23 protein-coding genes and 1 pseudogene are annotated in these 25,823 nt (G+C 68.1%); 12 read left to right on the plus strand and 12 right to left on the minus strand.

What is annotated here, in order from left to right:
* Positions 1 to 173: 173 nt before the first annotated feature.
* Positions 174 to 836 (minus strand): annotated as a pseudogene (locus LH400_RS08095) (DNA-3-methyladenine glycosylase family protein); the annotation flags it as partial.
* A 142-nt stretch (positions 837 to 978) separates the two neighbouring features.
* Between LH400_RS08095 and gluQRS the strand changes: the two are divergent.
* Entirely contained in the window at positions 979 to 1,914 is a 936-nt protein-coding gene (gluQRS, locus tag LH400_RS08100; protein ID WP_229152166.1) for a tRNA glutamyl-Q(34) synthetase GluQRS, read from the plus strand.
* On the opposite strand, the gene LH400_RS08105 is transcribed toward gluQRS, so the two are convergent.
* Positions 1,883 to 2,860 carry an AEC family transporter gene (locus LH400_RS08105; RefSeq protein WP_229152167.1) on the minus strand — a complete coding sequence of 326 codons (978 nt, stop codon included), beginning with the start codon at positions 2,858 to 2,860 and terminating at the stop codon, positions 1,883 to 1,885. The genes gluQRS and LH400_RS08105 overlap by 32 nt on opposite strands.
* A gap of 193 nt (positions 2,861 to 3,053) precedes the next feature.
* Here LH400_RS08105 and LH400_RS08110 point away from each other — a divergent pair, with 193 nt between their 5' ends.
* Positions 3,054 to 3,965, plus strand: a complete 912-nt coding sequence (locus LH400_RS08110) for a DMT family transporter (RefSeq protein WP_229152168.1) — start codon at positions 3,054 to 3,056, stop codon at positions 3,963 to 3,965.
* A 500-nt stretch (positions 3,966 to 4,465) separates the two neighbouring features.
* Entirely contained in the window at positions 4,466 to 5,170 is a 705-nt protein-coding gene (locus LH400_RS08115; RefSeq protein WP_229152169.1) for a hypothetical protein, read from the plus strand.
* 523 nt (positions 5,171 to 5,693) lie between these two features.
* On the opposite strand, the gene infC is transcribed toward LH400_RS08115, so the two are convergent.
* Positions 5,694 to 6,233, minus strand: coding sequence for a translation initiation factor IF-3 (gene infC, locus LH400_RS08120; protein ID WP_229152243.1), 540 nt, complete (start codon positions 6,231 to 6,233; stop codon positions 5,694 to 5,696).
* A 305-nt stretch (positions 6,234 to 6,538) separates the two neighbouring features.
* Between infC and LH400_RS08125 the strand changes: the two genes are divergently transcribed.
* The 4 genes from LH400_RS08125 to LH400_RS08140 all read left to right on the plus strand — a co-directional run bounded on the left by LH400_RS08125 (position 6,539) and on the right by LH400_RS08140 (position 10,960).
* Positions 6,539 to 7,345, plus strand: a complete 807-nt coding sequence (locus LH400_RS08125; RefSeq protein WP_229152170.1) for an alpha/beta hydrolase — start codon at positions 6,539 to 6,541, stop codon at positions 7,343 to 7,345.
* Between the two features lie 291 nt (positions 7,346 to 7,636).
* Positions 7,637 to 8,257 carry a transglutaminase-like cysteine peptidase gene (locus tag LH400_RS08130; protein WP_229152171.1) on the plus strand — a complete coding sequence of 207 codons (621 nt, stop codon included), beginning with the start codon at positions 7,637 to 7,639 and terminating at the stop codon, positions 8,255 to 8,257.
* 695 nt (positions 8,258 to 8,952) lie between these two features.
* Positions 8,953 to 9,612, plus strand: a complete 660-nt coding sequence (locus LH400_RS08135; RefSeq protein WP_229152172.1) for a potassium channel family protein — start codon at positions 8,953 to 8,955, stop codon at positions 9,610 to 9,612.
* Between the two features lies 1 nt (position 9,613).
* Positions 9,614 to 10,960 carry a TrkH family potassium uptake protein gene (locus tag LH400_RS08140; RefSeq protein ID WP_229152173.1) on the plus strand — a complete coding sequence of 449 codons (1,347 nt, stop codon included), beginning with the start codon at positions 9,614 to 9,616 and terminating at the stop codon, positions 10,958 to 10,960.
* Between the two features lie 42 nt (positions 10,961 to 11,002).
* Here the strand turns inward: LH400_RS08140 and LH400_RS08145 are convergent, their stop codons facing one another.
* From LH400_RS08145 to LH400_RS08155, 3 genes are read right to left on the minus strand one after another with little or no spacing between them, the layout of a single operon-like run.
* Positions 11,003 to 11,197, minus strand: coding sequence for a hypothetical protein (locus LH400_RS08145; protein ID WP_229152174.1), 195 nt, complete (start codon positions 11,195 to 11,197; stop codon positions 11,003 to 11,005).
* Entirely contained in the window at positions 11,194 to 11,460 is a 267-nt protein-coding gene (locus LH400_RS08150; RefSeq protein WP_229152175.1) for a hypothetical protein, read from the minus strand. Before LH400_RS08150 ends, LH400_RS08145 begins: the two co-directional genes overlap by 4 nt.
* 3 nt (positions 11,461 to 11,463) lie before the next feature.
* The gene (locus LH400_RS08155; RefSeq protein ID WP_229152176.1) at positions 11,464 to 12,102 is read right to left on the minus strand and encodes a GNAT family N-acetyltransferase; all 639 of its coding nucleotides are present in this window, start codon (positions 12,100 to 12,102) and stop codon (positions 11,464 to 11,466) included.
* An 86-nt stretch (positions 12,103 to 12,188) separates the two neighbouring features.
* On the opposite strand from LH400_RS08155, the gene LH400_RS08160 reads away from it, so the two are divergent.
* Positions 12,189 to 13,211 carry a LysR family transcriptional regulator gene (locus LH400_RS08160; RefSeq protein ID WP_229152177.1) on the plus strand — a complete coding sequence of 341 codons (1,023 nt, stop codon included), beginning with the start codon at positions 12,189 to 12,191 and terminating at the stop codon, positions 13,209 to 13,211.
* Between the two features lie 143 nt (positions 13,212 to 13,354).
* Here the strand turns inward: LH400_RS08160 and LH400_RS08165 are convergent, their stop codons facing one another.
* A complete protein-coding gene (locus LH400_RS08165) occupies positions 13,355 to 14,194 on the minus strand; it encodes a universal stress protein (RefSeq protein ID WP_229152178.1) in 840 nt (279 codons plus the stop codon).
* Between the two features lie 87 nt (positions 14,195 to 14,281).
* On the opposite strand from LH400_RS08165, the gene LH400_RS08170 reads away from it, so the two are divergent.
* From LH400_RS08170 to LH400_RS08185, 4 genes are all read left to right on the plus strand, one after another.
* The gene (locus tag LH400_RS08170; RefSeq protein WP_229152179.1) at positions 14,282 to 15,802 is read left to right on the plus strand and encodes an MFS transporter; all 1,521 of its coding nucleotides are present in this window, start codon (positions 14,282 to 14,284) and stop codon (positions 15,800 to 15,802) included.
* Positions 15,803 to 15,963: 161 nt separating this feature from the next.
* Positions 15,964 to 17,760 (plus strand): potassium/proton antiporter, encoded by a 1,797-nt coding sequence (locus tag LH400_RS08175; RefSeq protein ID WP_229152180.1) that lies wholly within the window; start codon positions 15,964 to 15,966, stop codon positions 17,758 to 17,760.
* A 176-nt stretch (positions 17,761 to 17,936) separates the two neighbouring features.
* Entirely contained in the window at positions 17,937 to 19,133 is a 1,197-nt protein-coding gene (locus LH400_RS08180; RefSeq protein WP_229152181.1) for a phosphoglycerate kinase, read from the plus strand.
* Positions 19,130 to 19,948, plus strand: coding sequence for an SGNH/GDSL hydrolase family protein (locus LH400_RS08185; RefSeq protein ID WP_229152182.1), 819 nt, complete (start codon positions 19,130 to 19,132; stop codon positions 19,946 to 19,948). Before LH400_RS08180 ends, LH400_RS08185 begins: the two co-directional genes overlap by 4 nt.
* Here LH400_RS08185 and LH400_RS08190 read toward each other — a convergent pair whose 3' ends face one another.
* The 5 genes from LH400_RS08190 to LH400_RS08210 all read right to left on the minus strand — a co-directional run bounded on the left by LH400_RS08190 (position 19,949) and on the right by LH400_RS08210 (position 25,751).
* Positions 19,949 to 21,976: a sensor histidine kinase gene (locus LH400_RS08190; RefSeq protein WP_229152183.1), complete on the minus strand. Its 2,028-nt coding sequence runs from the start codon at positions 21,974 to 21,976 to the stop codon at positions 19,949 to 19,951.
* 75 nt (positions 21,977 to 22,051) lie between these two features.
* Complete coding sequence (locus LH400_RS08195) at positions 22,052 to 22,969, minus strand: efflux RND transporter periplasmic adaptor subunit (protein ID WP_229152184.1); 918 nt, start codon at positions 22,967 to 22,969, stop codon at positions 22,052 to 22,054.
* Entirely contained in the window at positions 22,966 to 23,175 is a 210-nt protein-coding gene (locus LH400_RS08200) for a DUF1656 domain-containing protein (RefSeq protein ID WP_229152185.1), read from the minus strand. The genes LH400_RS08195 and LH400_RS08200 overlap by 4 nt, the downstream gene beginning before the upstream one ends.
* Positions 23,176 to 23,184: 9 nt before the next feature.
* A complete protein-coding gene (locus LH400_RS08205) occupies positions 23,185 to 25,263 on the minus strand; it encodes an FUSC family protein (RefSeq protein ID WP_229152186.1) in 2,079 nt (692 codons plus the stop codon).
* Entirely contained in the window at positions 25,260 to 25,751 is a 492-nt protein-coding gene (locus tag LH400_RS08210; RefSeq protein WP_229152187.1) for a MarR family winged helix-turn-helix transcriptional regulator, read from the minus strand. The genes LH400_RS08205 and LH400_RS08210 overlap by 4 nt, the downstream gene beginning before the upstream one ends.
* Between the last annotated feature and the right edge of the window lie 72 nt (positions 25,752 to 25,823).

A 25,823-nucleotide genomic window follows, 5' to 3' on the forward strand; every position in this document is an offset into this window, starting at 1 on the left:
TCTGGCGCGGACTATCGTGCTCTATCGTGTCGCCTTTGTGAAGCCTGGAGATTGAGCCATCACAGGGACTTGGGGCGCTCCCGCTCCGGCCTTGCGGCAGCGGGTGTTGAAGAAGCTGTGGATAACGCCGATTCGCCGCGCCCGTTTCCGGCTTCCGCCGCCGCCGCCGGCTGCGGCGCCGCGTCGCGGCGGGTGATCGCGGCGTAATAGGCCCAGAACAGCCGCGCGGCGACGGCCCGGTGCGGCGTCCATACCTCGGCGAGCGCGGCAAGCGCCTTCGCGGCCGGCCGCCGCTCCAGGCCGAAGGCATGGGCGACCCCCACCTGAAGGGCGAGATCGCCGGCTGGAAAGACGTCCGGGTGGCCGGCACAGAAGAGCAAATAGCATTCGGCCGTCCAGACGCCGATGCCGTGGACGGCGGCAAGCTCGGCCACGGCGTCCTGCGCACTCGCCGCCTCGACGCGGGCAAAGTCGAGCCGACCGTCGCGGACCGCCTCGGCGAGCGCGCGGATCGTGCGGCACTTGCCGCGCGACAGGCCGGCGGCGCGGTAGACGTCGTCCTCCGCCGCCAGCATCGCCGCAGGGTCGGAAAGGTCGAGCGCCGCGGAAAACCGACTGAGGATCGCCGCCGCGCTCGCCTTAGAGACCTGCTGGGCGACGACGATGCCGCAGAGGCCGGCAAGGCCGCCGGCGCTGCGCCGCAGCGGCACCGGGCCGGCCGCCGCCATGACCGGCAGAAGGCGCGGGTCGGCCTGCCCGAGCGCGCCCAGCGCAGCAGCGACGTCGCTGTCGGTTTCGATCGTCATCAGATCCGTCCGGCCATGTTCATCGCCCATTCTGGGTCTAGGTCGGCACTCGAGTCGAGAGCGTCTCGCGTCGGATTTGCCGGCAAAGGACGCCCGTAAACTGTTGAGACATCGCATCGAACCGGCCGCGAATCGAAACCGCGGCCGGTGCGATGCAGCGGGATTGGATTCGATGACACCGACCAAAGCCGTCTTCCGTTTCGCCCCCAGCCCGAACGGCGAACTCCATCTCGGCCACGCCTATTCCGCGCTCCTGAACCATGCCATGGCGCGGGCCGCCGAAGGACGCTTCCTCCTGCGGCTCGAAGACATCGACAAGGCGCGCTGCAGCCTCGCCTTCGAGCGCCAGATCGAGGACGACCTCGCCTTTCTCGGCGTCGACTGGGACGAGCCGCCGCGGCGCCAGTCCGAGCACTTCGCCGACTACGCCGCGGCGCTCGAAGCGCTGGCGGACGAGGAGCTGATCTATCCGGCATTCATGACGCGGGGCGAGGTCCGCGCCTTCGCCGAACGCTTCGAGGAGGAGGAGGGCCGGCCCTGGCCGCGCGATCCCGATGGCGCGCCGATCTATCCCGGGCTCGACCGCCACGCCTCGACGGCCGAGCGGGAGAAACGGATGAGCGAGGGCGAGCGCTTCGCCTGGCGGCTCGACATGGAGCGGGCGATCGAATGCGCGCCGGCGCTGGCCTGGGAGGAGACCGGCGCCTCTCCGTCCGGCGACACCGGCGAGATCGTCGCGCGCCCGCTCGAATGGGGCGACGTCGTCCTCGGCCGGCAGGACATGCCGACGAGCTATCACCTCGCCGTCATCGTCGACGATGGGCTGCAGGGCGTCACCGACGTCGTGCGCGGCCGCGACCTCTTCTATGCGACCAGCGTCCACCGCCTCCTGCAGGCACTGCTCGGCCTGCCGGCGCCGCGCTACCATCATCACCCGCTGATCCTCGGCCCGGACGGGCGCAAGCTGTCGAAGAGCGCCCGCGACACCTCGCTGAGATCGCTGCGCGCGGCGGGGCTCGCCGCCGAGGACATCAGGCGCATGGTCGGGCTCCCCGGCCGGGCGGATGCCGAAATGCTCAGCCGGACAGGACGCTCAGCCACAGGCTGAGCGTGAGCACCGAGGCGACCGTCGAGATCAGCGTCGCGGTGGCCGCGAGCTTCTCGCCCGCCTTGAAGTAGACGGCCAGGAGATAGGCGTTGACGCCGAGCGGCGAGGCGGCGGTGATCACCGCGCCCCGCACCCAGGAGGGCGGCAGGGACAGTCTCGTCAGGAAGAACCAGGCGAGCGCCGGCATGACGATCAGCGACAGGGCGGAGACGACGATCGCCGGGACGATGTCGCCTCTGAGGCCGTAGCGCGGCAGCGACATGCCGAGCGCGAAGAGGGCGAGCGGGCCGGCCGTGCCGCCGAGGAGCTTCGCCACTTCGTCGAGATGGCCCTCCAGTGGCAGGCCGGTCGCCCGCCAGGCGAGGCCGCAGAGAATGCCGACGACGATGGCGTTGGTCAGGAGATTGCGCAGGACCCGGCCGCCGGTCTCGGTCAGCGAGGGTGGCGCCGGCGGCATGCCCGGATCGCCCTCGCCGCTCTCCTTGATGTCGAGCACCGCCGCCCGCTCGATCAGCAGCGTCGAGGCGATCATCATCATCGGCAGATGGATCGAGATGATGATCAGGAGCGGCTCCAGCCCGGCGTCGCCATAGGCGCGCTGCAGGACCGGGAGTGCCACGAAGACGGTGTTGGCGAAGGCCGAGGAGACCCCCGCGATGACGCCGGCGCGGTGGTTCGCCTCGGTCAGCCTGCGCACCACCAGGGTGCCGATCGTCCAGACGATCGCGACGGCGCCGAAATAGCCGGCCCAAAGATAGAGCGGATTGGCGTCGCCGAAGGAGACGGTCGCCAGTGTGCGGAAGAGCAGGACCGGCACCGCGATGACGAAGACGAAGCGGGCGAGCCCGTCCCCGACGGCGTCCGACAGGAGCCGGGCGGCGACGGTGAGATAGCCGAGCGCCATCAGGCTGAAGATCGGGACGACGACGTTGAGGATGGTCTGCATGAGCGGCACCGGCTGAGCGTTCCAGAGGCGATAGACCGCGCGGGGTGAGTGCGCAAACCGGGGACGCGTCCGCCGTTCCCTCTGGCCCGGCTTTGCCTGCCGCCCGCCGCGCTGCTATGTCGCCCGCGAAAGCCGCGTCAGGCCCGGCGCGACCGCGCTCGCCGCGAACGGCCCCGCCCGAAAGACCCGTCCCGTGAACCGGTTCCTGCCCGCCTTTCCCGCCGTCTTCGTGCTCCTCTGGTCGACGGGTTTCATTGGCGCGCGCTATGCCATGCCGCATGCCGAGCCCTTCACCTTCCTGTCGATCCGCTTTGGCCTGGCGCTTCTCGTCCTGACGGCGGTCGTCGCGCTCGGATCGGCGCGCTGGCCGCGGCCGGTCCCGGCTTTCCATGCGATGATCGCCGGAAGCCTCATCCACGGCGTCTATCTCGGCGGCGTCTTCTTCGCCGTCCGCCATGGGCTGAATGCCGGGATCGCCGCGCTGATCGTCGGTCTGCAGCCGATCCTGACGACGATCCTCGCCTCGCTCTTCCTCAACGAGCGGGTGAAGCCGCGCCATGTGCTCGGGCTCGCCCTCGGCCTTCTCGGCGTCGCCCTCGTCATCCTGCCGAAGCTTCAGGGACCGGGCGCCTACGGCGTCCTGACGCTGGCGCCGGTCTTCCTCTCGGCGCTGTCGATCTCCGTCGGCACTGTCTGGCAGAAGCGCTTCGTGCAAGGCGTCGACCTACAGGCCGGCACGGCGCTGCAATATCTCGGCGCACTGATCCCGACATTTCTCCTCGCCCTCACCACCGAGACGATGGCGGTCGACTTCACCGGCGAGCTCGTCTTCGCGCTGTTCTGGCTGGTCTTCGTCCTGTCGATCGGGGCGGTATTCCTGATGCTGACCCTGATCCGGGAGGGCGCGGTCTCCTCGGTCGCCTCGCTCATGTATCTCGTCCCGGGCGTGACCGCGGTGATGGCCTGGGCGCTGTTCGGCGAGACGCTGACGCCGATCCAGCTTGTCGGCCTGGTACTCGCCGGCGTGGGCGTCGCCGCCGCGACGAAGGGGCTCCCGGGCCGGAAGGGCGCGGCCCGGAGCGTGCGTCGGGATCAAAGGGCCTGACGGAGCACGGCGGGGATCGAGATCTGCCGGCGCTACCGACATCGGATCCTTCATTCGGCGCCACAGGATCCCGAGCGAAAGAGCACGACCACGAACAACGGCCCATGATATGAGCCGGCAGCGTTGCTCGCCCGGAGTGTCTGGCGGCATTGCTGCCGTTCAGAGTGCATGATGTAGAGGACTCAACCTTTTGGCGAAACAACAGTCGTAAGTCAGCGATAGAAAGTATAGGCGGACCTCTGACATTTTTGTGATCAGAGTTCCCTTACGATGAATGTGCTCAGAACGCTTGCCAATTTGCCTGCCGAATGGAATCATTGTGTGGGGCTCGAGGATGGCAAGACAAAATGCTTATTCATTTTCCGGGCAGGTTGGACCTCGTTCGGGATAGGCTCCCCTTTGCCTCGGTTCGTCCCGCAAACTGGCGCCCTGTTCTGAAAGCGATCGAGCGAGTTCTGCCGCACTGCAGCGCGACGCTTGAGCCGATCGCACTTGATGCCGTGGATTCGCAGCAGGCCTTCATCGCCGTCGGCTCTGCCGTCGGCATGCCGGTCTTCGCTCACACCGGTCACCGCGGCCGCGCCCTGGCCGCAGGATCCACATTTTCGATCACCGACGGTGCGTTGGCGGAGGCGGGCGAGCCGAGATGCCCCCTGTCTCACGACGGACGCGACGGCGTCGGCTTCGTCCTGCAGACCTTCGACACCTGCAGCTGGGTCCTGTCGATCATGGCGCCGCCGGGCGAAGGCCGGTCCTACATTCCGACGATCAATGCCTTCCTGCGCCGCCTCGGGCGGCAGATGCAGGAGGCCTTTCTGGTGTCGCATGGCGTCGGAACGCGCCATCAGCCGGACCGCGAGGTGATCGAGGGCACATGGGACCGGCTGGACATGCCGGTCATGCTGCTCGGATCGGAACTGCAGCCGCAGGCGATGAACGTCGCCGCGGAGGAACTGGCGACGACGCGGCGCTTCTTTGCGCCCCGCGCGGCCAACGGCTCCCTCCGCGCCGCGAGCAACCGCGACAATGAGCGGCTGCTCGAAGCGGCGTTCCAGGTGCGCTGCGGCGAACGCAAGGAGGCGCGGCTGACTCTCAACGGGGTCAGGGGCTCCGCCGGTCTGCGGGTCTCGATCTTCGCGACGGGAAGCCGATCGGCAGAAACCGCCGAACGCGACCTCGTCGCAGTGTTCGGCACCGTCGCCTGACGCCCACGTTCCAGCGCGTGAAATAGGAGGGACCCGGACCGCGCGGTCCGGATCCCGTTCGCTTCCGTCTGGCGGAATGCTGGGAGACATTGCAGCCATTGCTGTTCCGGTGCCAGATATCCACCGGGCAGACGGCATGGGTGCGCAAATTCGGATGCAATCGCCAGGCGGACGCGTCAGCTACTTCGCCCGCCAAGCCGCTTGACCCTCGCCGGAGCAATGCGGCCGGCAGGCAGACCGGGCGTTGCGCGCGGGGCCGCGTTCGGACGACTCGCGCCGCAACTGACACCCTACGAGACAATACCCGCATGGGATCGGCGAAACGCGAAGAGGTTGACGGCGGAAGTCGGAGACGCCTGCGCGCCGAAACCGCAGCCCGGCGAACCGGTCGCCGAGCCCGCCAGCGGCTATGGGCGCCGAACCGAACATGTCGGCGCACCTGGTGTCGCTATCGCGACATGGCGAGGGCTCGCGGCAAACTCGGAGCCGCGGCCGTGTCGGCCGCCGGCGCCGATGCGCGAGATCAGCCTCGCGGTGCCAGAACCATCATCATCTGGCGGCCTTCGAGCTTGGGTTCGGCTTCGACCTTGGAATATTCGGCCGTCTCTTCCCGGACCCTGTTCAGAAGCTGCATGCCGAGCTCCTGGTGCGCCATCTCGCGCCCGCGGAACCTCAGCGTCACCTTGACCTTGTCGCCCTCGTCGAAGAATCGGCGGACCGACTTCATCTTGGTCTCGTAGTCGTGCTCGTCGATGTTCGGCCGCATCTTGATCTCTTTGACCTCGATGGTCTTCTGGCGCCTGCGCGCTTCGGCCGCCTTCTTCTGGCCCTCGTACTTAAGCTTGCCGAGGTCGAGAATCTTGCAGACGGGCGGGTTCGCGGTCGGCACGATCTCGACGAGATCGAGGCCAGCCTCCTCCGCCAGCGCCATCGCTTCGGACGTGTCGGTGGGGCCACGATTCTGGCCCTCCGCGTCGATCAGCTGAACTTGCGGAACCCGGATTTCCCGGTTTGAACGCGGTCCTTCCTTTTGGACCGGTGGTGCACGAAATGGTCGGCGAATGGTCGTTCTCTCCTGTTCGTTGACGACGTCGGACGAATATAGGGATGCAGTCTGCGAAAATCGACCGCAAACCCACGGCAGCTGCCGCAGCCGCGTCTCGGCCAACCGGTCTTATAGCATCTCCGGCCTTGATTGACACGCGCGAACAGGCACAAAAGTGCCGATCTCGATCCAGGCGTGAGCGTACGAGCCGCTCGCAAGGCCGGCTCTGCCGGAGCGGCAAATGGACGATCGCCGCCGCATGCGGGCATCTTCCGCCGGCTTGCGGAGCCCGAGAAGCCGAGAGAGAAGCGGGGAGAACAGCCATGACCGACCAGCCCGGAAACGAGGAAGCGGGGACCATCCCCGTCGGCAGCGGCGCCGAGCAGCGGGAAATCGCCTTCCGCAGCTGCCAGGGAGAGGCGCCCGGCCTCGTCTGGCTCGGCGGCTACCGCTCCGACATGCGCGGCACCAAGGCCGAGCATCTTGCCGATCTCGCGCGACGCGACGGCCTCGGCTATTGCCGCTTCGATTATTCCGGCCATGGTGCCTCCGGCGGCCGGTTCGAAGACGGAACGATCAGCCGCTGGACCGAGGAGGCGGCGGCAGTGCTGGCCGCCACGACCCGGGGCCGTGTCATCCTCGTCGCCTCTTCCATGGGTGCCTGGATCGCGCTCAGGCTGGTGCAGCGGGCGGCGGAGTTCGGGCTCACCGGCCGCATCGCCGGGCTCCTGCTCCTGGCGCCCGCCCCCGACTTCACCCACCGGCTGATGCTGCCACGGATGACCGAGACCCAGCGAGAGGCCCTCGACCGCGACGGTCTCATCACCGAGCCGTCCGAGTATGGGCCGGAGCCCAATGTCTATACGCGGGCGCTGTTTGAGGACGGCGCCGCTAACCTCGTCATGGACGGCCTCATCGAGACAGGCTGCCCGGTCACCGTGATCCAGGGCATGGCCGATCCCGACGTACCCTTTGCCCATGCGCTGGAACTCGTCGAGCACCTGCCGTTCCACGGCGTCGTCGTCACCCTGGTGCGCGACGGCGACCATCGTCTGTCGCGCCCGCAGGACCTCGCGCTGATCGAGCGAGCAACCAAGGATCTCGTCGCGGACATTCGTAATTCCGTCTGATTTTAAGGCCCGCAAGTCAGCGATTTCATAATCTTAGCGGAAGTACGTGACAATTTCGTCACATCGTCGCAAACGGGCTGAATAACCCCTTCCAAATCAGGCGCTTGGCGCTAGGGCCCGGCGCCGGCCGGCGGGCGGATCGTGCACCTGACACCCTCCCGCACCGGTCTTGACTTGCGCGAGCCTCGCGTTTGGGCGGGAGAGCGGCTGCCCAATAGATTGACAGCTATCCGTATTGCACCGAACATCATCACACCACGACAGAACCTGACCTGCGCATGAGGGGAATGCATGGGGAATTTTCGCGCGATCGGCGCCACGGCCTTACTTTGTCTGGCGGCAACCTTTGGGACACCGGCTGCGGCGGAGTATCGCGGGCCGTCCATGGTCATCGGCACCAAGACCACACGGCCGATCGGCCACGAGGTCTTCTGCCGCTCGCATGAGGCCGAATGCCGGCCGCTCGAATCGCGGGTTGCCGATCGCGCGCTCGAACTGACGCCGGCGATCATCATCGCGGTCGCCGCGATCAACACCGCGATCAACGCCGAGATCACGCCGAAATCCGATAAGGACATCTACGGCGTCAAGGAGTTGTGGACCTATCCCGAGACCGAAGGGGATTGCGAGGATTTCGCCCTGCTGAAGCGGCGGATGCTGCATGAAAAGGTCGGGATCGACCTGTCCGACCTGTTGATGACGGTCGTGCGCAAACGCAATGGCGAAGGCCACGCGATCCTCACTCTGAGGACCACCGCCGGCGACTTCGTCCTAGACAATCTCAACTGGCGCGTGCTGCCTTGGTCGGATGCGCCCTACCGCTTCCTCAAGCGGCAGGATACGAGGGATCCCGGCCAATGGGTCAGGGTCGAGGACGGCGGCGAAGTGCTTGTCGGCGCCGTCAAGAAGTGACGCCGCCCCAAGAACGTGGCCGGCCGAACCCGGCTAACGTTACCTTTCGGTAAATGTTCGCCGCATCTTATACCCGTTAATATCCGCCGTCCCTTCGCCTGGTTAGGATGGGCCATGCATCCCCATAAAGGAAGGCGGATGATGCCCATAGAAGACGACATCCAGCTTGCCGAAGAGGTCGAGTCAGCACTGCGTGCTCTGGGCATCGCCGATGTTCGAACCGGCGAGGACCGTCCTCTGAAGCCCCATGTCATGGCGCTCAGGGGGGACGGCGAGTCTGCCAGGACCTCCTCAGCGTCTCGCAAGGATCCCACGAAGGGAGAATGCCGGGACTGATAGCGAGCGTTCGCTCCAGCCCGCAGGCGTGCGGAGTCGACTGCTCGCCGGCCCGCCGCCGGTCGAGACCGGTTCCTCCGCCGCCGGACGCACCGCCCGTGCCAGTGTCCGATCTGCCCGCCTGTCGGTGGTCTCCGTTCCCCTTCTCCCATTCTGACCCCACGTGGCTCTAGCTCGGCCCGGCTCCGCGATATCGTCTCGCGGCAGGAGGGGACGGATATGAACGCTGGAGGATTCCCGCCGCTCCCATAGTTGCGCACCGCGACCGCTTTCGTGCAGAAGGCCAATCCTGTTCCGCGCGCGTACGCTCGATCCAGGGCCGCGCCGATCGGGCCCACGCCGTCCGGGAGAAACCGCAGATGCGAGCCAGACACCGCAGCTTCGCCGTCATCGGCCTCGGCTCCTTCGGCTCGACCGTCGCGACGGCGCTGGCGGGCAGCGGCGACGACGTCGTCGGGATCGACATCGACGAGACGCGGGTGCGCCAGCACGCCGACGACCTGTCCCAGGCCCTGATCATCGATGCCCGCGACGAGGACGCCCTTGCGGAGGCGGGGCTTGCCGAGCACGACGTCGTCCTCGTGGCGATCGGCGAGGATCTCGAGGCCAGCGTCATCTGCACGATGAACCTCAAGCTGATCGGCGCCAAATGCATCTGGGTGAAGGCGTTCTCCAAGACCCATCACCGCATCCTCTCGCGCCTCGGCGCCGACCGCGTCATCCAGCCCGAGCGCGATACCGGCCTTCATGTCGCCGAGACCCTGCATTCGCCCTTCGTCTCGGACTTCATGAGCCTCGGCAACGGCTTCCACGTCGTCAACATCGTCATCGACGAGGAGATCGCCGGCCGCAAGATCGGCGATCTCGGCAAGACCGACGGCGAGACGCTGCGCGTCGTCGGCGTCATGCGCGGCGCCCGTTCGATCGAGTGCAGGGAGGACCTCACGCTGGAAGAGAACGACCGCCTCCTCCTGCTCGGCCGCCGCAACGATCTGCGCCGCTTCACCGGGCAGTTCTGAGTTGAAGCCCCTGCTTCTGAGGCAGGCGCGGCGCCCGCCCATCCTGCGGCTGTCGCCGCCCGCCGTCCTGCTTCTGGTCTATGGCGGGCTCGTCGTCCTTGGAACGCTCGTCCTGAAGCTGCCGCTGGCGTCGGTTCACGATACAGGCTGGATGGCGGCCCTGTTCACCGCGGCCTCCGCCGTCACCGTGACCGGCCTTGCGGTCGTCGACACCGGCTCGCACTTCACCGTCTTCGGGCAGGTCGTCATCCTGAGCCTGATCCAGCTCGGCGGCCTCGGCCTGATGACGGTCGCGGCCTTTCTCCTGTCGGTGCTGGGCCTGCGCATGCCGATCCGCCATCAGCTGGTGCTCGGCGAGGATCTGAACCGCACCGATCTCGGCGGCCTCTTCGCCCTGGTCTGGCTGATCTTCCGCGTCGTCGCGATCTTCGAGATCCTGGGCGCGGCCTGTCTCGCTTTCGTCTTCGTGCCGCGAGAGGGATGGGCGCAGGGTCTGTGGAGCAGCCTCTTCCACTCCGTCTCGGCCTTCAACAATGCCGGTTTCGCGCTCTATCCGGACAGCCTCACCCGCTTCGTCGGCAACCCGGTCGTCAATATCACCATCGCCGCGCTCCTGATCGTCGGCGGCATCGGCTTCTCGGTTCTCGCCGATCTCTGGCAGCAACGGCGCTGGAAGTCGCTGACCCTGCATTCGAAGCTGATGCTTGCGGGCACCGCCGGGCTGATCGTCGCCTCGGTCGTGGTGTTCGCAGCGCTCGAATGGAACAATCCCGGGACGCTGGGCCGGCTCGAAGTGGCGGACCGGCTCTGGGCGTCCCTGTTTCAGGGGGTGACGACGCGCACGGCCGGCTTCAACACCGTCGACATCGCGAAGGTGCTCGATCCGACGGCGCTCGCCATGATCGCCCAGATGATCATCGGCGCCGGCTCCACCTCGACGGGCGGCGGCATCAAGGTATCGACCTTCATGGTCCTGACCCTTGCGACCGTGGCCTTCCTGAAGCGGCGCGAACGGATCGCGGTCTTCGGGCGCAGCCTGGGACCGGAAGAGGTGCTGAAGGCGCTCGCCCTTGCCATGCTGTTCGTGGCGGTGCTGATCGCCGCGCTGTTCACGCTGCTCCTGACCGGTGCGGCCGGCTTCCTCGACCTGTTCTTCGAGACGGCCTCGGCGCTCGGCACGGTCGGCCTCTCGCGCGGCGCGACGGGCGCCTTCGGCCCCACCGGCCAGATCGTCGTCATCGCCGTCATGTTCGTCGGGCGCGTCGGACCTTTGTCCCTCGGCTTCTTCCTCGGCCAGAGGACGCGGCCGCGCATCGGCTACCCGGCAAGCCGCGTCTATCTCGGCTGACTTGAGAGGACCCTGTCACCGGGTCCGGAAGCCGCCTGTCGATCAGGCGACTTCCTTGCGCAGGGTATGGAGTTCCGCCATCGCCTCCTCGACCAGGCGCGCGGCGCTGCCGCAGCCGATCCGGGAGGCTTCCTGCGACAGGTACTGGCACAGATTGGTCAAGGTCGCGATGTCCTTTTCCAGCGAAGCCTCCGGGCTTCCGCGGAACTCCTGCCTCTGACGCATCCATCCGATCATCGATTCATCCCTTGTACGCTCAACTCTGCTGCTTGATTTTCGGCGAGCGCCGTCTTGAGCTTGATCTCGAGCAATGTCGCCAGCGGCGACCGGTCGGCGAGGTCGGCGCGATGGTCCCGCCCCTCCCAGACCATCGCCACCTCGAGGAGACACATGTCGAGAATCCGTGCCGCGAACGGCATCGAGAGCTCCCTGGCCGCATCGCGGTTCGCGGCGATCGACGAGACCAGCCGCGCCAGCTCGGCTTCATCTTCGACACGCATGGATCAGAACCCGGCTGAGGGCCGTTCGAAGACCCCGGGGACGTGCCACATCCCCTCGGCCCGCACGGTCTGATAGGGATCGCCCATCTTCACCGCGTCTTCGAACGGCTCGATCTCGTCCACCATTTCGACCACCGCATAGCCGCCGAGATCGAAGGGGGCGCCATTGTCGCGGATCTGGAAGCCGAAGTGCTGCCAGAACGGCAGGAGCTCTTCCTTGGCGTGGCCGTAGAGCTTGCGGAAGCCCTTGGCCCGGCAAAGGTCGACGCTGGCCCGCACGAGTTCGAAGGCGATCCGGGACTTGCGGAACTCCTTGCGGACCGCAAGCCGCTCCATCTTCGCGAAGTCGCCGAAGAAGCGGATGCGCATGCAGCCGGCCGGTTCGCCCTTGACGCTGTAGAGGAGATGCGTCGCTGCGAAGTCATTGCCGTCGAACTGCTGGTCGAAGGCGAAGGTCTGCTCGCCCATGAAGACGGCGGAGCGGATGGCGGCGACCTTGAGGAAATCGTCCATGCCGTGGACGACCGCGATGCCCGTCCCGCCCTCGCGTGCCTCGTTCGAGGCAAAGCGGCGGGGCTGCGAAGGCTTGGCCACCGCGTCGATTCCGCCGAAATCGGAGGACATATCACTTGCTGAAGTCATGCCGCCTTCTCCATAATTATCACCGAAGCGACGATAGGAGCTGGTCAAACGGCCGAATGCAGCAAACATGACATCGGGGTGTTCGTGTGAGTGAACGCCTGCGCGACGCGCTTGACTGGGACGGGGTGAAGACCCTGCTGGCGATCGTCGAGCACGAGAGCTTCCGGCAGGCTGCAGCCGATCTCGGGCGGAGCGTGAACACCGTTCGCTCGACCATCGAGCGGCTGGAGGACCAGCTCGGCTTCCGGCTGTTCTACCGGGAGGTCAACGGCGCGCGCCTGACGCCGGAGGGCCGCCGCCTGCTCGCATCGGCCCGCCAGGTGGAGCAGTCCGTCTCCGATCTGTGCCGCGTCGCCAAGACGTCTTCCGATACGATGTCGGGCGAAGTCCAGCTCGCCGTGACCGAAGGGATCGGCACCTTCTGGCTGGTGCCGCAGCTGGTCGACTTCCTCGCCGATACCGGACGCGACATGCAGGTCAACCTCAGATGCGCGCTGCGGTCGGTCGACGTCCTGCGCATGGAGGCGGACATCTCGGTCCAGCTGATCGAGCCCACCTCTCCGGACCTGATCAAGAAGCGGATCGGCTATGTCCATCTCTCGCCCTTCGCCGGCCGCTCCTACAGCGAACGTCACGGCCTGCCCAATTCGCTCGCCGAACTCGCGGACCACCGGGTGATCGAGCAGGAGATGGATCAGTTCGCCGGCTACGGGCTCGACAAGATCTTCACGCCGGAGATCGCCAAGAAAATGGTGCCCCTGCGCACCAATTTTGCCAGCGCCCACTACTGGTCGATCGCCAAGGGGGCCGGGCTCGGCTTCCTGCCCAACTACGCCATGGCGATCGGCGGCGACCTCGTTCCCGTGCCGCTCGACCTGAAGTTCCGTGTGCCGATCTGGCTCGCCATCCATCCGCAGGTGATCAAGACATCGCGGCACCGGGCGATCGTCGACTGGCTCGTCGACTGCTTCTCCACCGAACGCTTTCCCTGGTTCGGTGAGGCTTTCCTGACGCCGACCGAGATCAACGGCCTGATCGGAGCCTCCGGGGAGATGAAAACCTACTTCCAGGGTTTCACGCCCCGGCTGATCGCCGGCTCCTCGGCATAGAGCATCGGGTCGGCAGACCGAAAGCGCTCCGCCGACCCATCTCCATCTTGCCGCATCGGATTCTTCCGCCGAGCGGTTCCGCCTTCCGGTCCGATGCACAATGCCGCGTCGCGCGCTCTGCGCCCCGCGGCCTGATCACAGTCTCAGTGCGCCAGGATCACCGGCATCCCGGCATGGTCGAGGATATGGTTGGTGGCGCCGCCGAAGATCATCTGGCGCAGCCGGCTCTGGGTGTAGGCGCCCTTGACGAGCAGGTCGCAGCCGAGCACGGAGGCCTCCTCGAGGATCGCCTCGCCGGACCGTATCCGCTTGTCGGAAAGAAGCTTCAACTCGGCGGCGATCCCGTTGCGGCGCAGGCGCCGCTGGACGAGTTCGCCGGACGGGCGGTCGCCGAGAGCGCCGTCGTCGGCAAGGACGACGACCCGCTTGGCATCGCGGATGAAAGGCTTGGCAAAGCCGATGGTGCGCGCCGTCTCGCTGGAGCCGTTCCAGGCGATCACGACGGTTTCGGCAAGGCTTGCGACCGGTTTCGGAGGCGCCAGGAGGATCGGTCCGCCACTGTCGAAAAGGGCTGACTCGAGCGTGGTGATCGAACTGCCGTTGGCGCGCGGCTGGCCGACGACCGTCAGGTCGAATACCCGGCCGTAGCTGCCGAGAAAGCCGTCCCCGGCCATCGTCGCCTCGTTCCAGATCGCACGCGGGCCGTCGCTCTCGCCCGTGCCCGCTTCGCCCATCGCGAGGCCGTGCTCGCCCATGACGCGGGCAAACAGGCTTCGCGCCTCCGCCATGGCCTGGCGGTGGTCCCACTCCGCGCTGTGGATCATCGCGACGCTGGCCGGATCCCAGCCGATGCCCGCAAGCGGCGGAACCTGAAGGGCGAACCCCTCGATCACGCTTTGGAAGCGCTCGGCGGTCGCGGCCGCGAGATCGAGCGTCAGACGAGCGTCCTCATGGTGTTCGACGGGCACGAGAATCGTTTTCATTTGGCCCCTTTGGGATATCTATGACACGTGATCGGCGATCCCCTCGTCGCCGATAGACCCATTCTAGCCGATCGTAGTCCCGCCTTCATGCCCCCTCTCGATTCCGATTCCGATCCTGACAGCGCGGCCGCGACCGCCGCCCCATCGGCCGCCAGCGCCAGACGGCAGTTCCTCACCGTCTTTCCCTCGATCATGTTGCCGATGTTCCTGGCGGTGGTCGATCAGACCATCGTCGCAACGGCGCTGCCGGCGATCGCGGCTTCGCTCGGCGATGTCGACCGGCTGTCCTGGATCGTCGTCTCCTATCTCGTCGCGACCACGATCGCGGCCCCGGTCTATGGCCGGCTCGGCGACGTGCTCGGCCGAAGACGTCTGATGTTCGTGGCGCTGGCGGTCTTCATCGGCGCGTCCGTCCTGTGCGCGCTGTCGCAGAGCATGCTCATGCTGACCGTCGCGCGCATTCTGCAAGGGGCCGGCGGCGGCGGTTTGATGACCTTGTCGCAGGCGCTGATCGGCGAGGCGATCCCGCCGCGCGAGCGGGCGCGCTATCAGGGCTATCTCGCCGCCGTCGCCGTCACGTCCAGCACGTTCGGCCCGGTGGTCGGGGGCTTCCTGACCGAGAGTTTCGGCTGGCAATCGGTCTTCCTTGTCAATGTCCCGGTGGGTGCGCTCGCCGCGCTCCTCGCATTGCGGCTGCCGCAGCGGGCGGGCACGGGCGAGGCCTTCCGCTTCGACACGCCCGGGCTCCTGCTCTTCGCCACCTTCATCGCCTCCACGCTGATCATGCTGGAAGGCTCGCGCGCCGCCCTCTCCGGCGATGTCCTGATGCCGCTTGTCCTGGCCACCGTGGCCCTGGCCGCGGTGATCCTCCTCATCCGGCGCGAGCGGCGCACGCCCTCGCCGCTCCTGCCGATCCCGCTCCTGAAACATCCGGCGATCTGGCGCTGCGATGCGGCCGCCGCCTTCCATGGCGCGACGCTGGTCTCGCTGATCACCTTCCTCCCGCTCTATTTCCGGATGGTGCACGGCACGTCGGCGGCCGTCACCGGCTTCCTGATCATCCCGATGACCATCGGCATCGGCGTCGGCTCGCTGATCACCGGGCGCATCGTCGGGCGCACCGGCGCGACGGCGGTCTTTCCTTCCGTCGGCCTCGCGATCGTCGTCCCGGGCCTCGCCTTCGTCGCCCTGGCCTCCCCCTATCTCGGCGCGGTCACCCTCTCGCTGATCTTCGGCGTGCTGGCGATCTTCATGGGGACGGTGATGGGCGTCGTGCAGCTGACCGTGCAGCTTGCCGCCGGCAGCCGCCAGCTCGGCGCGGGCGCGGCGAGCGTCCAGTTCTCGCGATCGCTCGGTGCAGCCGTCGGCACGGCGATCGTCGGCTCGGTCCTCTTCGCGACCCTGACCCTCGCGAGCCCCGGGATCGGAGACGCCGTCGGGCGAATCCTCGAAGAAGGTCCGGCGGCGCTCCACGGGCTCTCGGCGATCCAGCGGCAATCGATCGAGGCCGGCCTCGGCCAGGCCTTCCGCAACGCCTTCTTCTGCACGGCGGCCTTCGCGGCGGCGGCGATGCTGTTGTTCTGGACGCAGCCGATCCGGCGCGTGTGACGAGGCTCCTTGCAGCCCGTCCGAAAGGCGGGCAGCGCCGGCCGCTGAAAGAGCTGCGCCTAGCGGTCGCCGCGCCGCATTCGGGCGTTAGCTAGGGTCGGTCAAGCGGCCGGTTCCTGCGAATCGTCGCGCCACATTTTTCCCGACGCCGTGAAGAGGTCATGCTCGAACTTCTCTATGTCTCGATTCTGATCGGCACGATCCTCGTCCTGGTGGCGGCGTTTTCGAGCCTGCTCGCCTTCCGCTTCGGCGCGCCGCTGCTGCTTCTGTTCCTGTCGATCGGCCTCCTGGCGGGGGTCGACGGGCTCGGGCTCGACTTCGACAATGCGGGCCTTGCCTATTTCGTCGGGACGATCGCGCTCGCGATCATCCTCTTCGATTCCGGCTTCGGCACGCATCTGTCGACCTTCCGCCAGGCGGCCTATCCGGCGATCACGCTCGCGACCGCCGGCGTCCTCATCACCTCGGTGATGTTCGGCCTCGCCGCCTCCTCGCTCCTCCATCTGTCGATCGTGGAGGGCATCCTCCTCGGCGCGATCGTCGGCTCGACGGACGCGGCGGCCGTGTTCTTCCTCCTGCGCGTCGGCGGCGTCACCATCCGCGACCGGGTGCGCTCGCTGCTCGAGATCGAATCCGGCACCAACGACCCGATGGCGATCTTCCTGACCATCGCCCTGGTCGAGCTGCTCGGCCGGGGCGATGGCCTCGACGCCATCGGCCTCAGCGTCATTCTGGGCTTCGTGAAGCAGATGGGGCTTGGCCTCGTCTTCGGTCTCGGCGGCGGCTTCATGATCGCGGAAATCCTGACGCGCCTTCAGATCGACCGGGGCCTGATGCCGATCATGACGCTCGGCCTCGCGCTCCTCGTCTTCGCCCTCACCGGCGCGGTCGGCGGCTCCGGCTTCCTCGCCGTCTATGTCGCGGGACTCTACGCCGGCAATAGCGGGCTGAAGGCCGCAAGCCACGTCAAGCGCTTCCAGGACGGGCTGACATGGCTCGCCCAGATCGTCATGTTCCTGATCCTCGGCCTGCTCGCCACGCCGTCCCAGTTTTCGCTGATCTTCTGGCCCGCCCTCGGCCTCGCGGCCTTCCTCATCTTCGTCGCTCGGCCGCTGGCGGTCTGGCTCTGCCTCCTGCCGTTCGGATTCCAGCGGCGCGAGACGGCCTTCGTCTCCTGGGTCGGGCTCAGGGGCGCGGTCTCCATCCTCCTCGCCATCGTCCCGCTGATCGGCGGCCTCGACGACGCGCGCCTGTTCTTCAACAGCGCCTTCATCATCGTGCTCGCCTCGCTCCTCGTCCAGGGCTGGACGATCGGCGTCGTGGCCAGACGGCTCGGCCTCGTCGTGCCGCCGCGGATCGGCCCGATCGAGAAGTTCGAGCTGGAACTGCCGGGCAGTCCGGACCACGAGCTCCTGTCCTACCGCGTCGTGCCGGACAGCCCGGTGGCGCGGGGCGAGCGTGTTCCGCGCTGGGCGCGGCCTTCGCTCGTCATTCGCGATGGCCGCTCCATGCGCTACCAATATGCCGGGCGGCTGCAGTCCGGCGACTACGTCTACCTCTTCATCTCGCCGCGCTATCCCCCGCTCCTCGACCGGCTGTTCGCGAGCCCCGCCCCGGTGACGGCGGACGATGCGGAGTTCTTCGGCGATTTCGCGCTCGACCCTGCGGCACGGGCGAAGGACCTTGCCGCCGCCTACGGCTTCCGGCTGCATCCGGACGAGGAGACGATGTCGATCTCCGAGATGATGATCCGGCGACTCGGCGGCGAGGCCGACTATGGCGACCGCGTTGCCGCCTCCCCGGTGGAACTGATCGTCCGCCAGACGGGAATCGACGGCGCTGTCGTCGCGGCGGGCCTGTCGCTGGAGCCGGGCAGCGGACGCGGCGGCCAGATCCCGCTCTTCTACAGCGGCCGCGACATCGCCGGCTTCTTCGCCCGGCTTCTCGGCCGCGGCTGACGCCGTCCCGCACCCCGCCGAACGGCCCGGCTTTCGCCGGCAGTTAGAAGAACTGAGCTTCGAAGCGGGGAGAGCCTTCTTGCCCGGAAAGGCGGGACCGACCTAAGAAGAGGAGGAAAACGAGCGTCTGCCGCAAAGCCAGAGCGGCGACGGCCCATAGCGAGAGGACAGAACCGATGACCACACAGTTCAAGACGCTCGACGATGCCGACGTCACGGGAAAGCGGGTTCTCGTCCGGGTCGATCTCAACGTCCCCATGCAGGACGGCAAGGTCACCGACAAGACGCGCATCGAGCGCGTGCTGCCGACGATCCGCGAGATCACTGAGAAGGGCGGCCGGGTGATCCTGCTCGCCCATTTCGGGCGGCCGAAGGGCAAGCCCAATCCGCAGATGTCGCTCGAACCGCTGGCGCCGGTCCTCTCCGACCTGCTCGGCCAGCCGGTCGGCTTTTCCGACGATTGCGTCGGCCCGGTCGCGGCCGGCATCGTCGCCGCGTTGAAGGACGGCAATGTCGTGCTCCTCGAGAACACGCGCTTCCATGCCGGAGAGGAGGCGAACGAGGAGGAGTTCGTCTCGCAGCTCGCCTCGCTCGGCGACGTCTATGTCAACGACGCCTTTTCCGCCGCGCACCGCGCCCATGCCTCGACCGAGGGGCTCGCCCGGCACCTGCCCTCCTATGCCGGCCGCACCATGCAGGCCGAGCTGGAGGCCCTGGAGAAGGGCCTCGGCGATCCCGAGCGGCCGGTCGTCGCCATCGTCGGCGGCGCCAAGGTCTCGACCAAGATCGACCTCTTGAAGAACCTCGTCGCAAGGGTCGACGCGCTGGTGATCGGCGGCGGCATGGCCAACACCTTCCTGGCGGCGGAGGGCGTGAAGGTCGGCAAGTCGCTCTGCGAGCACGACCTCGCCGAAACTGCGAAGGCGATCACCGCCGCCGCCGAGGAAGCCGGCTGCGAGATCGTCCTGCCGAGCGACGCCGTCGTCGCGCGCGAGTTCAAGGCGGGCGCGGCGAGCGAGACGGTGCCCGTCGGCGAGGTGCCGGACGACGCCATGATCCTCGATGCCGGCCCCCGGACCGTCGAGGCCGTCAACGCCTGGCTCGACAAGGCGAAGACGCTGGTCTGGAACGGCCCGCTCGGCGCCTTCGAGATCAAGCCCTTCGACATGGCGACCATGGCGGCGGCCCATCATGCGGCCGAACTGACCAGGGCGGGCAAGCTCGTCTCCGTCGCCGGCGGCGGCGACACGGTGGCGGCGCTGAACACGGCTGGCGTGGCGGACGCCTTCACCTATGTCTCGACGGCGGGCGGCGCCTTCCTGGAGTGGATGGAAGGCAAGGCGCTGCCGGGCGTGGAGGTGCTGAAGGCATGAGCCGATCGGAGACCGAGTTCTCGGCGACGGCGCCCGGCTGGGGCATCGACCCCGGCGGGCTTGCCGCTTCGTTCAAGACCGGCCTCATCTCCTGGCTGCTCTTTCCCGTCTATGTCTGGCAGGGGCTCGCCGCCCGGCGCCGCATCCCGCGAATGGCCCCGCCGCAGGGCCGGGTCTCGGGCTGTCTCGGCGCCGAGAGCGTCCGCGACGCGGCGGTGAAGCTCCTCGTCATCGGCGACAGCTCGGCGGCGGGCGTCGGCGTCGACGACATCGCCGACTCGCTCGGGCCGAAGCTCGCCGAGCGCATCTATGCGCTCACCGGCCTGTCGGTGTTCTGGCGGGCGGCCGGCGCGAATTCCGCCGTCTCGGCCGAGGTTCGCGACCATGTCGTGCCGAATGTCGCCCGCGAGGCCTTCACCCATATCGTCCTGATGATCGGCTCCAACGACGCCAAGAACTTCCACAGTGCGCGCCGCTTCAAGAAGGGGTTCGGCGGCCTCCTCTACGCGCTGAAGGCGCGCTGGCCGGAGGCGCGGATCGTCTGGTCGCCGCCGGTGGACCTGAAACGCGTCCCCGCCCTGCCGCGCGCCCTCGCCCATGTGCTCGAACTCAGGGCCCGCATCATCCGCAAGATGGGCGCGCGCCTGTGTGCCGAGCGCGGCGCGATCGTCTCCACCACCCTCCCCCGCGTCGAGCCCGCCGGCTTCTCCCGCGACGGCTTCCACGCCTCGGTGGAAGGCTATGCCTATTACGCCAACCACCTCGTGGGGTATGTGCTGGGGGGTGGTTCGCTCCCAGCTTCGCCGCGCTCCTGATCAGCTGTAGCCGGCGGCGGTTGCCCGACGATCCGGCATCGCCTGCGCGCCCGATGCATCGCTAGCGGCGGTATCCGCATCGATCCGCGGCATGGTCAGGCGCACCGTCAGGCCCTCGGCCCCGATCTCCCGCTCGATGGTCGCGCCGAGGCGCTTGGCCATGGCGTCCAGCATAACCGACCCGAACCCGTTCGACTGGATGTCCGGATCCTTCGCCTCGGCCGGCGCCTCGTTCGGGCGTTCCGACCAGATCAGGCGGATTTCGTCCTGCGCGGTCGTCGACCAGGTGACGGATATGCGCCCGCCCGCCCGGCGGAGCGAGCCGTATTTCGCGGCATTGGTCGCCAGCTCATAGAGGATCAGGCCAAGCGGCGTGACATTCTCCCGCGCGACGGTGATCGGCTCGCCGCCGATCGCAAGGTCCAGTTCCTCCGCGTCCTCGAACGGTTCGAGGACGCGGTGCACGATCGTGTCGAGCCCCGCCGCCCCGGCATCGTTCTGGGTGCCGGAATGGGCGCGCGCCAGCGCGTTGATCCGCTTTCTCGCCTCCTCGGCGACCTCCTGCGGGCTCGCGGCGTGCCTCGCCGCGAGCGAGACGAGACCGGCGACAATGGCGAAGACGTTCTTCACCCGGTGGTCGAGTTCGCCGGCGAGCATGCTGGCATTGCGGTGCGCGTCGGCGAGATCCCGGTTGACGACCGCGAGTTCGGCGGTGCGCTCGTCCACCCGCCGCTCCAGCACCCGGCCAGCCTCGCGCAGCTGCTCCGTCAGCTCCTGGTTCTCGCGATGGCGCTCGCGCAGCCAGCTGGTCGCCCGGCGCATCGCCCGCTGCGTGGCGGCGAATTCCTTCATGCGCGTCCCGGTCTGCGGGACATCCTCGAAATCGCCCTCCGAAATGCGGTCCGCCTGCGCCGACAGCGCGACCAGCGGCCGCGTCATCGCCCGGCCGAGTAGAACCGCGAGCCCCGCCGTCAGCGCCGCGACGATGCCGACGACGATGAGGCCGATATGGCGGATGCGGTAGATCGGCGCGAGGATGTCGCTCTCCGGCAGATAGGTGACCACCACCCATGGCGTGCGCGAGGCCGACAGCCGGCGCACCGCGCCGCGCCAGCTCTCGCCGTCCGCGGTGAACCGCGTCAGCCGCGTCTCGCCGGGCTCGAGGCTTGAGAGACCGCCGGGCAGGCTCGCCACGGCCTCCGCCAGCGCGGGATCGGGCACTTCGCCGACCTTGGCGAAGCGCTGGCCGCCCTTATCGTCGGGCGTCAGGACGAAGGCGGCGTTGCGATGGGCGATCACGTCGCCATTCTGCGAGACGATCGCCGCCGAGCCGTTCGCACTGACGTCTAGCCGGGTCAGAAAGCGCGACAGCGCGTCGATCTCGATGTCGATGCCGACGGCGCCGCGGATCGGCAGGCGCGGATCGGCCCGCACCGGGGTCGCCACGGTGATGCCCGGGCGCTGCGAGGTGAAGAAGATGTAGGGGTCGGTCCAGACGACGTCGCGGCTCGCCTTCGCGCCCTCGTACCAGGGCCGTGTCCTCGGATCGTAGCTGTCGGCGTCGTCGACCCGCTCGGACAGGCGGTGAAAGGTCTCGTCGTACCAGTCGAGCGTGACGTGCCGCACCGGGCTCGTCTCGATGCGCTTGCTCCGGTAGCTGGCGCCCGGAACGTCCGAATTGCGGCTGACATAGACGAAGGAGCCGTCCGCCGCGCCATAATAGACGCCGGCGAAATCGGCCCGCCCCCTCAGGATCTCGAAGAAATAGCGCTCGAGCGTCGCCCGGTCAGCGGTGGTGAGGACGGCGTTCTCGGCAAGGCGCTGCGACAGGGCCGCGGCATCGTCCGCCGGATTGAGGAAGTTCTCGGTGTAGCTGGTCGTATCCTGCGCCACCCGCTCGGTGAGCTGCGCCGCATAGGACAGGAGGGCGTTCTGCGAGGCGAAATAGGTCAGCGCCAGAATCGCGAGCAGCGCCACGACTTGAAGACCCACCAGCGTCGACGTCAGAACCGTCCGAAAGGACCACATCGACCGTGCCTCGTCCAATCGCCCCACTCCAAGGGAAGTTTGACCGAGGCGGCCGGCGAGCACAAGGGAAGCGGCCTATTCCAGCGCTTCTGCCCGTGCCTCTCCCGCCCCCGCGCCTTGCTCGCGCGGATGCACGGTGACGGTCGCGGTCAGGCCGGCGACGAGGGGCGTTCCCTGCGGCACCTTATCGAGGGCGATGCGCACGGGCACGCGCTGGGCAAGCCGCACCCAGGAGAAGGTCGGCGTGACATTGGCGAGGAGGTTTGAGCCGTCGGAGCGCTCGCGGTCCTCGATGCCGGCCGCGATCGACTGGACATGGCCCTTCAGCGGCTGGGGACGCCCCATCAGCTCGATGTCCGCGGGATCGCCGACGGCGATATGCGGCAGCTGGTTCTCCTCGAAATAGCCTTCGATGCGCAGCGTGTCGGTGTCGACGAGGGCCATGACGCCCTTGCCCGCCGAGACGTAGTCGCCGGGGTTGAGGGCGAGATTGCTGATGATCCCGTTCGCCGGGGCACGCACCGTGGCGCGCTTGAGGTTCAGCGCGGCGACGTCCTGGTTCGAGAGCGCCTCCTGATAGGCTGCCGCGGCTCTGGCAGCCGTCAGATCGGCCTGCTCGATGGTCTGTTCGGACACCGCGGCGGACCCGCGCAGCCTGTCGTAGCGCGCGGCGTCGCGCTGCGCCTGCTTCAGCGCGGCCTCCTTGTCGGCGACCGACGCCTTGGCAAGGTCGAGCGCCAGCTGGAAGCGCTGCGGATCGAGCTGCAGCAGCACGTCGCCCTTCTTCACCGACTGATTGTCCGCCACCATGACCTCGGCGACCGGGCCGGAGACATCAGGCGCGATCTCGACGACGTCGGCCCGCACATGGCCGTCGCGGGTCCAGGGCGTCTCCATGTAGGCGGTCCAGAAATTCCAGCCGACCGCGCCGGCGATCGCGACGAAGGTGAGGGTGAAGGCGATCTTGAAGATTCGGGACAGGAAGGCGGTCATGACAGATACCAGCTTGATACGTCGGCAAGGCCGGCGAGAACGAGAACGTAGAGTGCGAGGTCGAACAGGGGCGGATGCCAGACGGCGCGGTAGAGACCGAGCCGACCGAGGACCGCCTTCATCGGGACGAGGCACCCATAGGCGAGAAGCGCCAGCACCAGGAGCTTCGGCAGGTAGACGCCGAAGAATGCGAAATCACCGAGCATGATCGGATCCTATTCTGCGGCAAGGGCATAGCCCGCGGCGAGCGGCTGCTGCGCCGGCGCCAGGAGGGCGGATTCGGGCGGGGGCGCGTCCGGGCAGAGCGCGCGGCGCAGGCCCACGAGGCTCTGCAGCGCCCGGCTGCGCGCCGGCTGGGCCGGTGCGTCGAGGCAGGCGGCGAGCGCATCGTCGATCCGCCGGACGAGATCGCCGGGGGGGCGCGTGCGGCGGCGACCCACGGCAAGATCCTCGAAGCGGCCGGCGACCGCGGACAGAACCGCCTCCAGCGGCGGCCGGACCGGCCGCGGCATCGCCCGCACGCTGCGGCGAAGGTCGAGGACGGAGAGGCCGATGCGCATCTCCAACAGCGCGTCCGCGCGGGCGGCTTCGCCCCCGACGCCCTGCGCCAGACGCGGCGCGATCTGGCCGAGGCGATCGAAGACGCGGCCGGCAAAGACCGCGGGGTCGACGCCGCGCCGGCCGCCCGCGATCGCCGCGATCTCGGCCCAGCCCTGCCGCGCCAGACGGCGGGCGGCGAGGGCCGCCCCGAAGGGCCGGGTCAGGATCATCCAGACGAGCGCGAAGAGCCCGCCCGCGACCGTGGCGATCGCGCCGTTGGCGAAGCGCTCGAAGTCGGCGGCATAGACCTCCTGCAGCGAGACGAGCGTCGCCGCATTGACCGCCAGGAGGAGGCCGATGAAGGAGTATTTCGGCCGCGCGATCAGCGGCCCTACGAGGATGAACGGCGAGAACACGGCGACGAGCCCGGCAAAGGTCTCGACATGCGGCAGGATGCCGAAGAGATAGATCCCCGCGACAAGGCATCCGGCGGCCGTCAGGATCGTCAGCATCCGGATCATCGGGATCGGATTGTCGGAGGCCGCGAAAAACGAGCAGGCGACGCCCGCGATCATCACGAAGCCGGCTCCCTGATCCCAGCCGGAGACGATCCAGACGAGGCAGGCCAAGAAGATCGCCAGCATGGCGGAGCCGGCGGAGAAGGCCATCATGCCGAAATCATAGTGCGGCACGTTGGCGGCGGCGCTGGCGAGCCGGAGTGCCGGCGGCCGCTGGGCGTCGCGTCCCGCGACGATCTCGGCTTCGAGCACCAGGCAGTCGTGCCAGAGGTCGACGAGATCGGCGAGGCGGGCGAGCGCGCTCGCGACGAGGAGCGTGTGCCAGTCATGCGCATCGCCATAGCGCACATGCAATCCCGAGACGCGCGCGGCCATCTGGCCGGCCGTCTTCAGCCGATCACCGCCCTGATCCTCGACGAAGGCGCGCACGTCGCCGGCGAGGGCCGCGACCTCTTCGGGCAGGCCGCCCTCAGCCTCCACCGCGCCGAGCCGGTCGGCGAGCGAGGAAAGCAGCGGCGGCAGCATGACGAGGCGGCCGCGCAGCTGGCGCGCGGCGCGCACGACGCCGCCCATCTCCGGATCATAGCGCAGCTGCGCGACCAGCTGGTCGACGGCCTTCACGTCGGGCGCGAGGCGCTGCGTCTCCTTCAGCCGCGCGGGATCCTCGCCAGCGAGCACATGCCGGATCCAGCCGCCGGCATCGGCCAGCCAGGCGGAGACGCGCGCGCCGACCACCGGGCCGAGGCTCTGCGGAAAGACGAGGGCGTTGACGAGGCTGGCGCAGGTAATGCCGAGAGTGATCTCCTGCGCCCGCGCGGTCGCGACGTCGAAGATCGTCGAGGGATCGCCCACCGTCGGCAGCGCGATCAGCGGCAGCGTGTAGCCAGCCAGCATGAACATGTAGGAGCGCGGGGTCCGGTCGAGGAAGGAGACGAAGAGCAGGCCGCCCGTCCAGATGCCGACGACCGCGCTCATGAGAAGCGGCCGGTCGACGAACAGCGGCGTCACGAGGATCGAGACCGCCGCGCCGAGACAGGTGCCGGCGGCGCGGTACACGGCCTTGGACCGGGTCGCGCCGGAGAGCGGGTTGGCGACGATGAAGACCGTTGCCATCGCCCAATAGGGACGCGGCAGGCCGGCGGCCAGCGCGATGTAGAGCGCCAGCATCGAGGCGGCGAAGGTCTTCACGCCGAACAGCCATTCGCGGCCGGTCGGCAGATTGCCAGGCAATGTCATTTTCCGGCCTGCCCCGGTTCACGGCGGCCCAGGCCCGCGCCGTCGCCTGGGGATTTCGGCGCGAAGGCCTCGAAGGCCTGGAACACGCGCAATGTCGCCTCCAGATCCTCGCGCGGCACGTCCGCAAAGATCCGGGTGCGCAGCGCGACGAGATCCGCCTCGATGCGCTTCATCACCTGATGCCCGCGCTCGGTGAGCCAGAGCGTCTTCGCCCGCCGGTCGGTCGGGTCGTCCCGTCGCTCGACGAGCCCGCAGGCGGCCAGTTGATCGAGCAGGCGGACGAGGGACGGCCCCTCCATCCCGACCTCCTCGGCGATCACGCCCTGGCGCACGCCGTCGCCGAGTCGGCCGATGGTGACCAGCGGGTGGGCGCAGGCCTCCGATATGCCCTGCGCCTCGACGGTCTCGCGCACGAGCTTGCGCCAGTGCCGGCCGAGCCTGTGCAGCGTGGTAGTCAGGGCAAAGTGAAGTTGCGCGTCCGTTTGCATGGCATAAAGATAGGATCCTATCTAATAGGACGCAATCTGTCCGCCATGCGGTGGCAGCAAGGCTGGCCTTCG

The organism is Jiella soli, assembly GCF_020615385.1.
Lineage (GTDB): Bacteria > Pseudomonadota > Alphaproteobacteria > Rhizobiales > Rhizobiaceae > VKMB-3413.